Annotated in this window: 12 protein-coding genes; 1 reads left to right on the top strand and 11 read right to left on the bottom strand. The window is 41.6% G+C overall.

Annotation, left to right across the window (positions count from 1 at the left end; translation table 11 throughout):
• Nucleotides 1-82 precede the first annotated feature (82 nt).
• Nucleotides 83-1828 carry a T9SS type A sorting domain-containing protein gene (locus IPH84_11820; protein MBK7173895.1) on the top strand — a complete coding sequence of 582 codons (1746 nt, stop codon included), beginning with the start codon at nt 83-85 and terminating at the stop codon, nt 1826-1828.
• 236 nt (nt 1829-2064) lie between these two features.
• Here the strand turns inward: IPH84_11820 and IPH84_11815 are convergent, their stop codons facing one another.
• The 11 genes from IPH84_11815 to ctaD form a co-directional block, all read right to left on the bottom strand.
• Nucleotides 2065-2709 (bottom strand): DUF4159 domain-containing protein, encoded by a 645-nt coding sequence (locus IPH84_11815; protein ID MBK7173894.1) that lies wholly within the window; start codon nt 2707-2709, stop codon nt 2065-2067.
• A 209-nt stretch (nt 2710-2918) separates the two neighbouring features.
• Entirely contained in the window at nt 2919-3629 is a 711-nt protein-coding gene (locus IPH84_11810) for a 16S rRNA (uracil(1498)-N(3))-methyltransferase (protein ID MBK7173893.1), read from the bottom strand.
• Nucleotides 3630-3634: 5 nt separating this feature from the next.
• Nucleotides 3635-7312: a PKD domain-containing protein gene (locus IPH84_11805; GenBank protein ID MBK7173892.1), complete on the bottom strand. Its 3678-nt coding sequence runs from the start codon at nt 7310-7312 to the stop codon at nt 3635-3637.
• An 84-nt stretch (nt 7313-7396) separates the two neighbouring features.
• Complete coding sequence (locus IPH84_11800; protein ID MBK7173891.1) at nt 7397-8386, bottom strand: trypsin-like peptidase domain-containing protein; 990 nt, start codon at nt 8384-8386, stop codon at nt 7397-7399.
• A gap of 553 nt (nt 8387-8939) precedes the next feature.
• Nucleotides 8940-9278: a heavy-metal-associated domain-containing protein gene (locus IPH84_11795; protein ID MBK7173890.1), complete on the bottom strand. Its 339-nt coding sequence runs from the start codon at nt 9276-9278 to the stop codon at nt 8940-8942.
• 70 nt (nt 9279-9348) lie between these two features.
• Nucleotides 9349-11250, bottom strand: a complete 1902-nt coding sequence (gene acs / locus IPH84_11790; protein ID MBK7173889.1) for an acetate--CoA ligase — start codon at nt 11248-11250, stop codon at nt 9349-9351.
• Nucleotides 11251-11293: 43 nt separating this feature from the next.
• The gene (locus IPH84_11785; protein ID MBK7173888.1) at nt 11294-12172 is read right to left on the bottom strand and encodes a protoheme IX farnesyltransferase; all 879 of its coding nucleotides are present in this window, start codon (nt 12170-12172) and stop codon (nt 11294-11296) included.
• A complete protein-coding gene (gene coxB / locus IPH84_11780; protein ID MBK7173887.1) occupies nt 12156-13121 on the bottom strand; it encodes a cytochrome c oxidase subunit II in 966 nt (321 codons plus the stop codon). The genes IPH84_11785 and coxB overlap by 17 nt, the downstream gene beginning before the upstream one ends.
• The gene (locus IPH84_11775; protein ID MBK7173886.1) at nt 13102-13386 is read right to left on the bottom strand and encodes a cytochrome C oxidase subunit IV family protein; all 285 of its coding nucleotides are present in this window, start codon (nt 13384-13386) and stop codon (nt 13102-13104) included. Before IPH84_11775 ends, coxB begins: the two co-directional genes overlap by 20 nt.
• Nucleotides 13387-13390: 4 nt before the next feature.
• The gene (locus IPH84_11770) at nt 13391-14014 is read right to left on the bottom strand and encodes a cytochrome c oxidase subunit 3 family protein (GenBank protein ID MBK7173885.1); all 624 of its coding nucleotides are present in this window, start codon (nt 14012-14014) and stop codon (nt 13391-13393) included.
• A gap of 7 nt (nt 14015-14021) precedes the next feature.
• A complete protein-coding gene (gene ctaD, locus IPH84_11765) occupies nt 14022-15635 on the bottom strand; it encodes a cytochrome c oxidase subunit I (protein MBK7173884.1) in 1614 nt (537 codons plus the stop codon).
• Nucleotides 15636-15648 lie beyond the last annotated feature (13 nt).

The following is a 15648-nucleotide window of genomic DNA, read 5'->3' as shown; positions in this document are numbered from 1 at the left end:
TTTAACAAATACCTAAAAACGTAAAACAATGAAAACACAATACTCTGGAATTGCACAATATTTGAGATCAATGATTTTGGTTATGTTCATTATTTCATCTATTGCATCTGCGCCGGCATTGGCTCAGTCATTGACCATTCAAACACCGAATGGCGGAGAGATATGGACCTATGGAGAAGTTGAGGTTGCTACCTGGACAGGCCAGAATATTGCTAGTATGGTAACCATTGATTTTTCGTATGATGGGGGAACCAACTGGTGGTATTTTGGTGAAGTTCCTTCAGGGCCTAATGGAGGTAACGCTTCGATAAGTGTCCCAAATACTTCAACATCCAATGCTATTCTGAGAGTCAGAGAGGTGAACAATCCAGCAGTAAGTGATATAAGTGATGCGCCCTTTACTGTGTATATTCCGCCAATCACGGTATGGGAACCTTCTGGCAGTTCTGCAGTTTTTGTAAATACCCTTTCTCAAGTATACTGGTACATTAATGTTCCGGGAATCACCCTTCTGAATGCAGAAATTTCAATTGATAATGGTCAGACGTATACCCCGGTTGCTCAAAATTTGAATGCAATGGCAGCGTTTACTTATATAGTTTTATCTGATACTCCTTCAGATGCATGTATTCTCAAAATATATAACGCACAAAATCCCTCTCAGTATGGCCTGAGTGAGGTTTTTACCATCAGCACTTTGCCTGTTTATACATTGACTTCCCCATCGGGAGGTGAAATCGTCAATATTTACAGTCCTTTAACAATTTCCTGGAATGTAGAGAACCCTTATTCTCCGTATAATGCTCTCGAATTTTCGAAGGATAATGGTGAAACCTGGGAGGTTATAGCTAATGGCTCAAGCCAGGGGAATTCCGGAAGTTATGAATGGATCACTCCGAATGTAAACTCAGAAGAATGCCTCATCAGGATCACGGATTCATATTCTAATTCCTCCTCTGATATCAGTGAAGCATTCACAATACTTCCATACCCCGAAACACCTGTTTGTATGGTTTCAGTCGACAGTAACACCAACCATAACGTGATCATATGGGAAAAGCCTGTTTCAGAACTTATTGCAGATTTTCTGATTTATAAAGAAACAGATGAAAATAATGTTTATGAGATAATTGACACCGTAAGTTATGAAGAAGTGCCTATGGTTGCTGACTTTGGGTCTAACCCTGCCATAAGACCTTACCGATATAAAATAGGATTCAGTGATAGTGATAACAGGGTTTTTCCTCCAGGCGATTACCACCAGACAATTCATCTGACAATAAGCCAGGGAGTAGGAAGCAGTTTCAATCTGATCTGGACTCCTTATATAGGGTTCAACTATTCATCTTACAACATTCTGCGCAAAATTGGGCTAGGAAACTATGAACAGATCGCCACTGTATCATCAAGTTTCAATTCTTATACCGATTTCAATGTACCTTCAAAAGATGTGGCATATATCGTTTCTATAAACCGTTCTTCAGGTTGCAATATTGGTTTTCGTAGCACTGAGTTTTCTGAAGTATATTCCAATGTCGCTTCTGTAGGCTTTGTTTCAGTGGCTGAAAAAGAAATGAATAATTTCAATGTTTATCCTGTCCCTTCAAATGATTGGATTAACATTCAATTTGGAGAAAACAGCAAGCAAAACGTCAATGTGTCAATCGTTGATTTGACAGGACGGATCATATATTCAGATGAATCTGTTATCGCCCGTTCAGGCCAGGTTTATTCAATCAATAGTTCGAATTATGCAGAAGGACTTTATCTTTTGCATATCTACTCAGATGGTAACAGGAGTACAAAGAAAATTGTAGTCAGGCATTGAAAACTGAGCGCAATTTTCCAATACAGCTATCTTATGGTACTCAGTTCTGATTGCTGAGTACTCTTTGAGATAAATCCTTTTTTTAGCTTAGTTTCTTAAATGAATGAAAATAAGGAGGCTGAAAAAATGAACTCAAATCTGTTTATCTGTCGAACTCCAATTAAATTGCGAATAAAGAAAAAATTACAAGACAAAGATTTACAATAAGTTAAATCCGCTTGTGTGACGGGATTATGCTACTTAGTAAAGACGTATTGTATCATATTTGCACCCATCTGAAGAGCTTTCAGACGTGTTTCAGGTGAATCTTTATGAACATCAGGATCTTCCCATCCATCTCCCAGGTCACACTCATAATCATAGAAACAGATTAACCTTCCTTCCCATAAAAGTCCAAAGCCCTGAGGATGCTTTGCGTCATGTTCATGAATTTTGGGCAAGCCATTATTGAAATTATACTTTTGATGGTATATGGGATAATCAAAGGGCAACTCTACGAAATCAAGCTCAGGAAAGACTTTTTTCATCTGAAGCCTCAAAAACTTATCCATGCCATAATTGTCGGAGATGTGTAAAAATCCTCCGGCCAGCAGGTAGTTTCTCAGGTTCATTGCTTCCTGGTCATTAAAAATAACATTCCCATGCCCGGTCATATGCACAAAGGGGTAATTAAACAATTCCGCATTGCCAACTTCAATGGTTGCATAATCCTTATCAATATTCGTTTTTAAGTTCTTATTACAGAATGATATAAGGTTTGTCAGGGATGTGGGATTTGCATACCAGTCGCCTCCGCCATTATATTTGAGCAAAGCAATCTGATAGGATTGAGCAAATGTCGACCCGGTGATTAACAGGAACAGGATGAGTATATATCGCATGAGAAATTGGACGAATGAATTTGAATTTGAAACAATGTTTTTCTGCTTCCTGATCTTCAAAATTGCAACAATAATATATTTCTAATGAAGTAATCCCTTATGCAAAAATACTTCATGTGCAAAGACCTGCAGCGAATCGTTGAAAACTTATTGATGTAGGTTACTTATCAGGTAATTAAATCGCCTAAATGAATGCTCAAAAACTTTAACTATAAGTTCGCATGGTTTACTGTCATACATGCCACCATCCCTGCAGTTTCAGTTCTTAATCTTGATGGACCAAGGCTAATGGCAGAGAATCCTGATTCGACTGAATGCTTTACTTCAGCTGGACTAAAATCACCTTCAGGTCCTATGAGGATAATCGCATCAGAACCTTTTTGGTATGCATCTTTTAAAAGTATTTCCTGCTTTTCTTCCACATATCCGATAAATTTTTGTCCAGTGTATTCCTGGTGGATGAATTGATTGAACTTACAGGGCTCATTCAATTTAGGAAGATAAAGATTCATGGATTGCTTCATTGCCGAAACCAGGATCTTTTGCAACCGATCTGTCCGAACGACAGTCCTTTCTGAATGCTCACAGATCAATGGGGTAATTTCATCAATTCCAATTTCTGTGGTTTTTTCAAGGAACCATTCAAACCGGTCGATATTCTTGGTAGGTGCAATCGCAATATGAAGGCGAAATGCACGCTTTTCCTGTTCGGTAAATGAAAGAACTGTTATCTGACAGCCTTTATGATTTTCGTCTGCGAGACTGCAAACATATAAATTCCCATGACCATCAGTAACATGGATTGTATCACCGATTCGCTTTCTTAATACTTTGATACAATGATAGGATTCCTCAGTATCCAATTGAATTGAGGAGTTGAGAAATCCTGTGTGCAGTGCAGAATGATAAAAAAGGTTCATAGGCCTTATTGGAGCACGACCTTGCTTTGTTGAACTCCATTCTTTTCGCTGATACTGAAAAGATAGATACCTTTAGGGAAAGCAGACATGTCGACTACTTCATTCAAAGCTGATCCCGATGGTAATTCTTTGCTCATAACAGCTTTTCCAAGTGTGTTGAAGATTTGTAATTTCAGATCTTCCACTTGCCGCTGCGAAGAGAGGGTTACAATTCCATTTGATGGATTTGGGTATATAACAATAGCATTATCAATACCAGGTTTTTCAAAAAGGTTCGTAGTTCTTGAAATGGCAATATTATCAATGTAGAGGTTATTGCCAAAACGGTTGTAAGATTCAAATGCCAGCTGAATACCTTGCTTATTGGCATAGTGAGTCAGGTCAACCAGGTAACATGCTGAACCCCAGCCACCACCGCACCAATCTTCTGGTGTTGAGGGAGTAAAGGCAACGGTCATTTTTGGGACAGTTGCAAAGGTACCTTGACCTTTTTCTCCGGCAGCAAATACTCTTTCCCAGGAGATTCCGCAATCTTCAGAAACCAGTATGATCAATGAATCGGAGAAGGACGTATATCGCGTGGAATACGCATGTTCAAAGGTGAGGAATACCGGGCTGGTAGCTGAGAAATTCATTACAGGAGAAATTAAGCGATCCCTGCGTCCGGGGGGGACAGAATACTCAAAGAAATTCATTCGGGCTGCCTGGTTGCCAGGAGTGTTTCCACCAACTTCAGCAATATCCCATGTAACCAGGTTGTCAGGATTTTCAATAGTCCAGCCTTTAGTAACAAAATTGCCACTTTCGAAATCCTCGGCAAAGGGTAGGAGATAACCTCCAACTACTATATAATCCTCCTTTGTAATTGATGACATCCCATTTGAATTGAGAATCGTAAGACTAACATTATATGAGCCATTTTCCTCGAATTTCACCTGGGGATGCTGGGAGTCGGCTGCAGTTCCATTAACAAAACTAAAAGTTGATGGAGTGATACTCCATTGCCATGCATAGGGACAATATTTGGAAGTATCAGTAAGACTTACTGTTTGATTGATATTACAGAATATCCTGGGGCTCGCAGAGAATCCGGCAATGGGTTGGATGGTATCACTTACCACAACGTATGCACTTTTTATAGTAGTGTCGCTTCCAACTGAGTTGCCTGCAATGAGTTGCACATCATACACTCCCGGAGCAGCATAGAGTATCCCGGAAGGATTTTTTTCAGTAGAAGTTGAAGGTTGTCCTCCTGGAAAAGTCCATAGCCAGTTTGTAGGAACTCCACTGGAGAGATCTTTAAAATTTACTGTACATCCAAATGGAATAAGAAGTGGGTCGGCAGTGAAGTTTACCACTGGCGTATTTCCATACATATCGGACTTCCACATTCCACGTCCATAAGTTGCAGCTTTAATTCGGTCACCTGCCGGGCCAGATGGATCGTAATAGATTTCCAGTTCTGTTACCCGCACATTGGCAGGCATTCCATTAATAAAAGGAATCCAGTCAGTCATCCCGTTTTCACGGTAAAAAACACCTGCATCGGTTCCTATGTATAAGCCTTCCTGGCTTTGTTTGTAATAAACAATGCTGCTGATTGGAATATCAGGCAATCCACCGGTAAGATCTGTCCATGTGGTTCCCTTATCCTGCGATTTGTAGACATGCCTGTTTTGTACAATATAAACAGTATTTTCTTCAAAGGGATGAGCTTCTATAGAAGTGATTGCACCTGCACCGGGCAGATTTCCTGAAATACTCAGCCATGAAGTGAACTCAGCATGAGCATTGGTGCAGATATAAAGATTTCCTGCATTGGAAGCATAAAGAATGTCGGTATTGACCGGAGATTGTTCCAATACTTCAAGGTTAGGAGTATTGATGGCAGAGATTCTCTTCCATTTAACAGAACCTACATTGGCAGCTTTAATATTATCAGATCTCCAGACATTTTTATAGCCTATGAACATTGAATTCGGATCATTGGCATCCAGAATGAAAGGGGTTACCCAAGCACCTTCTTCATCAATTCCATTTACCCCATTGGCAGCAATTGTGCCTTGTCCCTGGAAGCCATAAACTCTTTGGATAGATCCATAATATACCGTTGTATAGCGGTACATGGGATCTGTAAAGTCGATGGCACATTCCATTCCATCTCCACCACCAATTGCTGACCATTCTGTTCCTTCAAGTATAGAAGTACCATTATCCTGGTAGCCATTTACCACAAGATCGTCCTCAGTGGCGCTTTGGCCAAGTTTATAAGCCTGGCTGATGGCTAATCCGTTTGTGATTTCCACCCAGTTATTTCCCCCGTTATCCGTCCAGTAGATTCCACCATCGTTGCCTATGTATAGCCTGTTATTAATAGGATTATAACCGAAGAAATGCTGATCAGCATGAACGGCGGGCACACTGCATCCTCCATACCAATGGCCGTTAATTTGCCAGTTAGCTCCACCATTGGTGGATTTCCAGACATTAACGCCCCCGGCATAGATTATATCCGGATTTACAGGATCTGCTGCAAGTGCAAGGTCATACCATGCCTGGCCTCCTGAACCGCTTCCTTCACACGACCAATCCATGATATTTGGAGAGTCTGATCTCTCAGTAAAGGTTGAACCTCCGTCAGTCGAGCGATATAAACCCCTGAAACCATTATCACCTTTGGCCAAAAGAAAATATACCATCTCAGGTGCAGCAGGACTAACTGCTAAAACTCCGCGGGTTCCGGCTGCAATACCATTGCTCACCTGGTTCCAGGTTTCACCTGCATCTAATGAGCGGAAAAATAATCCTCCCTGGGCTGCATATAGTATTGATGGATTATTGGGTTTGAAAACCAGGTCTTTAAAGCCACCAATGGCCTTGCGTGTCCAGGTTGCTGCTCCATCAGTTGATTTATACATACCGGAAGTGGAAGCTGCATAAATCACAGAATTATTGTTGGGGTCAATCAACATTTTGCTAATGATCACATTTCCCATCCCTGTATTAGCAGAACTCCAGGTTTGGCCACTATCTGTACTTTTCATGACTCCAACACCGGGTGCATCCCCTGCATCACGATCACCGGTCCCGATATAAATTATCGAAGGATTTACGGGATCAACCACTATAGCACTTACTCCCAATGTTGGCAACATATCGGTAGTGGTGGACCAGGAATTCCCACCTACAGTAGTTACCCATAATCCTCCTGCCGGAGCACCTATATAAATTATATTTGGGTCAGTCGGATGGAATCCGATTGCATTGATTCGTCCAAGTCCTTTATAACCTTTATCTGAAGGAAGTACAAATGGCCCCTGGCTGGTCCAGTTCCCAGCTAAAGAAGTGGATTGATCCTTACGCTGAATATATTCATTATAAGCTTTTTGCACATGGTCAGGGGATTGTTGGCTTCCATCAGGATTTACCCTGGTATGCATAAAATACTCCCAACGCTTGAAAGGTTTCCAGCCACTGCCACGAGTGACAGTCCGATCCTGCCAATAAGTGTTGAATGCTTTCTGAGTTTCAAAGAAGTTCGCATTTGGGTCCTGCATCATTTGAATCCAATAGGGATAGCTGGCGGTATCAGCCTTTGATTGCGCTGACAGCTGCGGAACAGTAAATGCAAAAGTTATGAGAACAAGTAATCCGAGTAGGAAGGTCGATCTATTATCTTTCATTTGGGGACTTATTAAATTTTTTACAAATCTAATATAAAATACATATACTTATATATAATTAGAATGAATATGAATGTGAATAAGCTAGAATAACTCTCCCGGGATGGCGGTTAAAGTTTGCTTTCGTCCGTTTCTCAGTATTGAGAGTTCAACCTGCTGGCCAATGAATTCTTCTTTCAGATATTTGTGCAGATTATCTATGCTGGAAACTACCTGTCCATTAAATTCAACAATAATGTCTCCAATCAGTAATTCCTGGTTATTGACTTGTGATAGCTTAAGGATTTCATATATATAAACGCCAGTCTGTGATTTTAATTGGTTAGCGCCGATAATTCTTTGGCTAAGTTTTACTCCCTGGGCCGCTACTCCTAATTGGGCCCGTCTAACTTTTCCTTTCAGGATGAGTTGGCCGGCAATTTCCGCTGCCAGGTTGGATGATACCGCAAAGCATAATCCCTGAGCAGAAGAAATAACCGCTGTGTTTACACCAATCACTTTCCCGTCAGAATTCACCAAAGGCCCGCCACTATTACCGGGATTCAGTGCTGCATCTGTCTGTATGATATCATCAATCAATCTTCCATTGCTGGCCCTCAATGAACGGCCTGTAGCACTTACTACACCTGCTGTAACTGTATGTTGTAATCCAAGAGGGTTTCCAATGGCAATGGCAATCTGGCCCGGTTCGAGAAGGTCGGAATCTGAGAATTGCAATGGTTTCAGGTCTCCATCGTAAACTTTCAGGACAGCTATATCTGAGGATGGGTCCGTTCCTATAAGAGATGCGTTCATCTCGAGTCCGTCAGAGAAAGCTACCTGAATATTCAGGGCATTTTCAATGACATGATGGTTTGTAATGATAAAGCCATCTGATGAGATGACAAAACCGGATCCTGAACCTGCTTGTTCAACGGGTTGCCGGGTACGGGGATCTGTTCCCCGTTTGGTAACCTTCACATGAACTACTGCCTGTGAGGTGCTTTTTACAACACTGCTAACGGTAGTAGAATAAGAATCAAGTAGTTGCCTGTCAGTTGCAGCAACAAAGCTAATGGGATATTGTGTTTTCATAGGATCAGGGATTGCAAGAATTGATCCTGAGTCAGATGATATGCTAATTTGTCAGTTAATATTTAACGTGAGTTCGATGTAAGAAAATTCAGAAGTAAATAAGAGAATAAGATATACCGTTGCTGATTTACTTCCAAATTCCAAATTCGTTAATCTTCATTCTTAAATCAAATCGTGCATACTTCCAAATTCTTCCAAATTCCAATTCCAAATTCGTTAATCTTCATTCTTAAATCAAATCGTGCATACTTCCCAATTCCAAATTCGTTAATCTTCATTCTTAAATCAAATCGTGCTTACTTCCTAATTCCAAATTCGTTAATCTTCATTCTTAAATCAAATCCAAAAATTCGTTAATCTTCATTCTTAAATCAAATTCGAGCTTCCCATTCCAAATTCGTTGAACGACATGTATATATCTGAAGTAATCCTTTACATCGAACTCACCTTATTTAAATACCGGACCAATATTCAATAATGAAATGAATGTAAAAAAAAAGACAGCAGCCCCATTAACCGGGGTAGCTGTCTTTGGTTTTATACTAAATAAGTATTAGTTCGCTGAAGGAGGAACTGCTTCACCTTTAACAACATAACCGGCATCGGTAATAGCAGCACTGATGGTTTTGAAATCAGTAAGTGTAGAGTCGAATTTGATAACAGCCGACCCTTCAGTATGTGAGGCAACTACATCAGCTACTCCACTAACTCCGCCAACGGCTTCTTTGATGGTATTCTCGCATCCGGTGCAGGTCATACCTTCCACAGCCAGGGTAATGGTTTTGTTTGCAACAGCAGCTACTTTTTCAGTGGGAGCCGCTGCTTTTTCCTGGTTAGAAGTGCAGGAGATAGCCAGACTAGCAACACAGAGCAGGATTAAAAAATTTCTCATTTCAGATGGTTTTTAATTATAGAACAAAATTAATGAATCTTAGGTTCGATTGGGGAATGAATCGGATTAATCACTCCTCCAAAGTCGATAAATCTCCCGTTTCCTGTCCCAATGCTTTTGCTTTAAGTACCCTTCGCATTATTTTTCCTGAACGGGTTTTAGGAAGTACGTCAGTAAACTCCAGGAATGTGGGACGGGCAATAGGACCAATTTCTTTTTCTACATGGCCTTTCAATTCTTCTGCAAGGGCAGGGGAGGCTGCAAAGTTTTGCCTCAGGGTAACAGTGGCGTGGATAATGTTTCCCCTAAGTTCATCAGGTAATCCAATAGCTGCAGCTTCTGAAACTGCGGGGTGACTTACCAGTGCACTTTCAATTTCAGCAGAACCTAAGCGGTAACCACTAACCTTAATTACATCATCAATTCGACCAATGATCCAGTAATAACCATCTTCATCTTTCCGTGCAGAATCACCGGCAAGGTACCAGCCTTGTTCCTGGTATTTCTCCCAGTATTTTTCAACAAAGCGGTCAGGGTCATTTAAAATGGTGCGAGCCATACCAGGCCATGGATTCTTTATGACAAGGGTTCCTTCTTCTCCTGTTTTCACTTCATTGCCATGTTCATCAACAATAGCCATTTCATTACCAAAAAATGGCAGGGTTGCCGATCCGGGTTTAAGAGGGGTGATAGGTAAAGGTGTAATCATAAAGCCCCCGGTTTCAGTTTGCCACCAGGTATCCATGATCGGACAGCGACTCTTCCCGATTACTTCATAGTACCACTTCCAGGCTTCAGGGTTGATGGGCTCACCTACTGAACCTAAAAGCCGAAGGGAACTAAGATTGTGCCGGTCGGCCCATGAAGCCCCGAAACGCATGAGTCCGCGAATTGCAGTAGGGGAGGTGTAAAGAATATTGATTCCATACTTTTCAACCATCTGCCACCAGCGATTTGGATACGGATGATTGGGCGCTCCTTCATACAACATGATGGTAGCTCCATTGATCAGCGGACCATAAACGATGTAACTATGACCGGTTATCCATCCCGGATCTGCAGCACACCACCAGCGGTCTTCCGGTTTTATATCGAAAACATATTTATAGGTGGTAGCAGTGTAAACTGCATATCCGCCATGAGTATGTACTAATCCTTTAGGTTTCCCTGTGGTTCCGGAAGTATAGAGGATAAAAAGAGGGTCTTCTGCATCAGTCTGTTCAGTGCAGCATCCCGAATTCGCTATGGGCATTCCCATCAGGTCGTGATACCAGAAATCCCTGTCATTCTCCATGTAACACTCTTCTCCGGTGCGTTTTACAGCAATGCAAACCTCAATAGTTGCAGAACGCTGCATGGCTTCATTGGCAATCTTTTTCAACTGTGTTGGTTTTCCTCTCCTGAAACCGCCATCTGCAGTGATTAATATCCTGCTTTTAGCATCTTCGATCCTTTCAGCAAGGGCTTCAACTGAAAATCCTCCATATACAACACTATGAGGAGCACCAATTTTTGCACAAGCCAGCATAGCCACAATCAACTCCGGAATCTGGGGCATATATATGGTAATCACTTCCCCTTTCCTGGCACCCATTGCTTTCAATACATTTGCAAAGCGGGTAACTTCCCGGTCCAGTGCATGATAAGAAAAGGTTCTCAGGTCGCCGGGTTCGCCTTCCCAGATAATAGCTAACTTGTTCCTTGTAGCATTCTTCTGATGCCTATCGAGGGCATTATGGATAATGTTGATCTTTCCTCCGGTAAACCATTTATAGAAAGGTTTCTGACTATCGTCCAGTACTTTATCCCATTTTTTAAACCAATCCAGTTTTTTTGCTTCAGCAGCCCAGAATCCTTCCCTGTCGGTTATAGATTTCTGGTATAAGCTATCATAGTCCTTAACATTCGCTTTCCTGACGATTTCCTTCGATGGGAAATACATGTTTTTTCCGGGGTCGTGATGAGATTCCATGGCTAAAGGTTTTGTTATGAATTGTAAATTTTTCAGTCAAACATTAAACCGTTATGTGGTCGAAAATCATGATCAGCATGATAATCAGGTAGTAAACATTGATATATACGAACGACCTTCCTACGCGGAATTCTTTTTTCCTATTGAGTAAAGGGACAAAGTAAATCACAAGGATCAGTGATAAAATAGTGATCACGTAGGCCGTCCATAGTTGCAACGTAATCTGGAAAGCAGGAATAGCCAGTGCCACCATTCCCATGGCTGCAATCCAGATGAAAGTCAGCCGTTTTATCTGGTTGGTATTAAATATTCGTGTTAAGCTGGGTAATTCTGCATCTTCATACTGCTCACCGAATTTGAGTAACAGCAGCCAGAAATGAGGGATTTGTCCGATAAAAAAGAAAAATCCAAGTATCAAAGCCCTGTAGTCATTTAATTCACCGCCTCCTGCAACCCATCCGGCAAGGGGAGGTAAGGCCCCAACAACTGATCCCGGGACAGCTGCGAAAGCTGATATTTTCTTTAAAGGGGTATAAATGGCATTGTACCAGATGAAGGTAGTGATTCCCACCAGGAAGGTCAGGAGTCCTGGTCCCAGAAGCAATACAAGGCTTCCGCTGATAAAGAAAAACAGCGTCACAAACCAGGCAGTGTTCAGGCTGATTTTACCCGCTGGGAGGGGCCTGTTTTGTGTCCTGCGCATTCTCAGGTCAATCTTCATTTCCTGGATCTGGTTGAGTGCTGAGGCACCACAGGCAAGCAGAAAAATTCCCACAATAGGTAAAATAATGCCACGGTCAAAGGAACCGTGGCTGAGTATATATCCCGTAAGTGTAGTAAAAGCAACCGGGGCTGATATTCTGAATTTGCCTAATTGGCTTACTATCTTCAGGAATGAATCTGGTTTATTCTTTTTCTCCAAGTGACTTTATATATTCTGTGATCTGCTTGATTTCCTCATCAGTGAGCTGACCTTTATAGGAAACCATTTGTCCTTTTACAAAGCCTTTTACAACATCAGCTTCAGGCTCTAGAATGGACCGTTTGATGTATTCATCATCCACAGTAATTTCCCTTTCTTTACCATTGGTTTCAACCGTCACTTTATGGCCATAGATTCCTTTAAAGGAAGGGCCAACCAGCTTAGTTCCATCAGCGGTGTGACAGGCGACACAGGCTTTACTCTGAACAATCAGTTTCCCTAAGGCACCAGGCACGGCGGCTGCAGCTGAATCAAGTTTAGCAGGTGCAGAAGCATACCATTTGTTATATTCCTCAACCGGAATTACCTTCACAGCTGTAATCATGTAAGAATGTCTCAGTCCGCAATACTCTGTACAGAATAGTTCATAAGTACCAAGTATTGGGGCATTGAACCACATCGCATTTTTCCTGTTAGGAACCAGGTCCTCTTTGATACGGAAGTCAGGAATATAGAGTGAATGGATAACATCTACAGCATTTAATTGCATCGCAATATTTTTCCCGACCGGCACAATTAAGGTATCAGTCACTTTCCCGTTTTCATATTCGAAGCGCCAGCTCCACATTTGGGCAGTAACCTTAACATTGATTGCATCTTTGGGGATTTTGCGCATGGGTGTATAGGCATGCCATCCAAGAAAGAACATGATAATGACAAGAATCGTTGGGATAACAGTCCAGATGATTTCAAGCTTTGTGCTGCCTTCAATTTCTTCTGCAACAGGGTGACGTTTCTTGTTATACTTTATGATGAAATAAATCATCGCTGCCGTAATACCTATTAGGAATATGGCTGAGATACCAATGATGAAAACAAATGCGGTATCTACACTTGAAGCAAAGGTTGAGTATCCTGAATACATAGGCTTAACGGTATAAGTAGTCAAAGAAAGTTATTACAATAACGACAGCATAGATGGCCAGAACCAAAGTAACCATGAACCTGAAGATCTTATCGTCGAATTTTAGATGCATGAAGTAAAGAAGCACAATAGCTGCTTTTGTTGAAGCAATAATCATGGCAGCAGTGGTGTTGAATGCCCCCAATTGAACACTGGTTATAGTTACAGTAAGGATAGTAAGCAAAATCAGGATCAACAACACCATGAGGTGTGAGCCGTAGCTTGAGATATGTGTATTGTTTTCGCTCATAACATCAATGAATTAGATAGAATAACGGGAAAAGGAAAATCCAGATCAGGTCGACGAGGTGCCAGTACAACCCTCCGTTTTCAAGAAAAACATACCTTTCCTGGTTAACCCTGTTTTGTTTGACTCGCACATAAACCCATCCAAGCAATACCATTCCCACAATGATATGTATGGCATGTAATCCGGTCATGAAGAAATAAAGTCCAAAAAACAGGATATCCCCCTGGCTGAGGCTGAGTAGAAATTCTGAACCTGGATAAATGCCATGATGGATCTTTGCACCCCATTCAAAGTATTTATTGACCAGGAAGACAAAAGCCAGGATTAGGGTGATGCCAAGCAGGATTAAAGTCATCTTTTTATCTCCTTTTTGCATGGCTGTAATCGACATAGCAACGGTAGCAGAGCTGATCAAAAGAATAACAGTGTTAACAAATCCGATAAATACATTAAGTTCCTGGTGAGCAAGATGAAACTCAACAGGATGGCGGTACCTGTATACGCTATATACGATAAACAAGGCTCCGAACAGGAGGATTTCAGTAAATATGAATAGCCACATTCCAAGCTTTGATCCTATTGGGTCATAATGCTCATGAGTAGCATGAATGGCTGAATTTTGTTCCATAGGTTTATTATTTTTTCAGGTCATAAGGACCGCGTTCAATAACCGGGATTTCTTCAAAGTTTTCCAGGGAAGGAGGAGATTGAATTTCCCATTCCAGGGTGCGTCCATTCCATGGATTGTCGATGAATTCAGGTGAAGCTTTCTTTGCACGGAAGAGATTGACAAGTACGATAATCAAGCCTACCCCCAGTATCCATGATCCGATAGTTGAAATGTAATTGGGTGTAGCAAATTGTGGCAGATAATCATAATACCTTCTTGGCATTCCCATGATTCCAAGAATGAACATGGGGAAATACAGTGTATTGAAACCGATGAAAACAATCAACAATCCGATATTGGCTATCTGCTTATTATACATCCTTCCCCACATCTTAGGGAACCAGTAGTGGAGTGCTGCAAAAAAAGCCAGTCCGGCACCACCAAATACTATATAATGAAAATGCGCGACAACGAACATAGTATCATGAACATGCACATCAGTAGCAACACTGCCTAAAACCAATCCGGTAAGACCACCGATCATAAATACGAACATAAAAGCCATTGCCCACCAAAAGGGAGGTTGGAGATCAAGTGAGCCTTTGTACATTGTGGCAGACCAGTTGAAAACCTTGATGGCACTTGGTATAGCTACAAGAAAGGTAAGTAAAGAGAATACCCACCGCGAGGTTTCACTCATCCCGGAGGTAAACATATGATGACCCCATACCAGGTAACCTACAAAAGCAATGGCTAGACTCGATAAGGCAATGGCCTTATACCCGAATACTACCCGGTTGGAAAAAGTGGTGACAATCTCCGTTATAGCCCCCATTGCAGGGAGAATCATGATGTATACGGCAGGATGTGAATAAATCCAGAATAAATGCTGGTAGAGAATCGGATCTCCTCCCTTGGCAGGATCGAAGAATCCTATACCCATTACCCTGTCGAAAATAACCATTACCAGAGTGATACCGACAACGGGTGTAGCTAAAAGCTGAATCCAGGAAGTTCCATACATCGCCCAGATAAAGAGTGGCATTTTAAAAAAGCTCATACCGGGAGCTCTCATCCTGTGGATGGTAACAATAAAGTTCAATCCTGTCAATACTGAACTGAAACCTAATACAAATGCTCCAAGCACGGATAGCACAACGTTGGTATTCGTTCTGAGGCTATAAGGTGCATAAAAGGTCCAGCCAGTATCCGGAGGGCCATCACCAGTGAACATCCCCAGCAGAATAATCAGTGCGCCACCAATAAATAGATACCAGGAGAACAGGTTAAGTTTTGGGAACGCTACATCCTTTGCACCAATTAATATGGGAAGGAAGAAGTTGCCAAAAGAGGCTGCCAGTCCTGGGATAATGAAAAGAAAAATCATTGTCAGTCCATGCACAGTAAACAAGGCATTATAGGTAGATGCCTGCATCAGCTGTTGGCCTGGAGCGATCAGTTCAAGTCTCATAAATATGCCCATCACTACTCCAGCAAGGAAGAAAAAGGTTTGGGAATATAGGTATAGTAAGGCTATCCTCTTGTGATCAGTTGATAACAACCATCCCAGGATCCCCTTATACTTTCCCTCATATTCGAGGTACGATGGCATTCGATGGATTGTGGTGTTTCCGGTCATTTTGTTGTTTGGT

The sequence above is a fragment of the Bacteroidales bacterium genome (assembly GCA_016707785.1).
Classification (GTDB): domain Bacteria; phylum Bacteroidota; class Bacteroidia; order Bacteroidales; family UBA4417; genus UBA4417.
The sequence above is the reverse complement of the archived record's forward strand: the minus strand, read 5'-3'. Positions and strand labels throughout refer to the sequence as shown.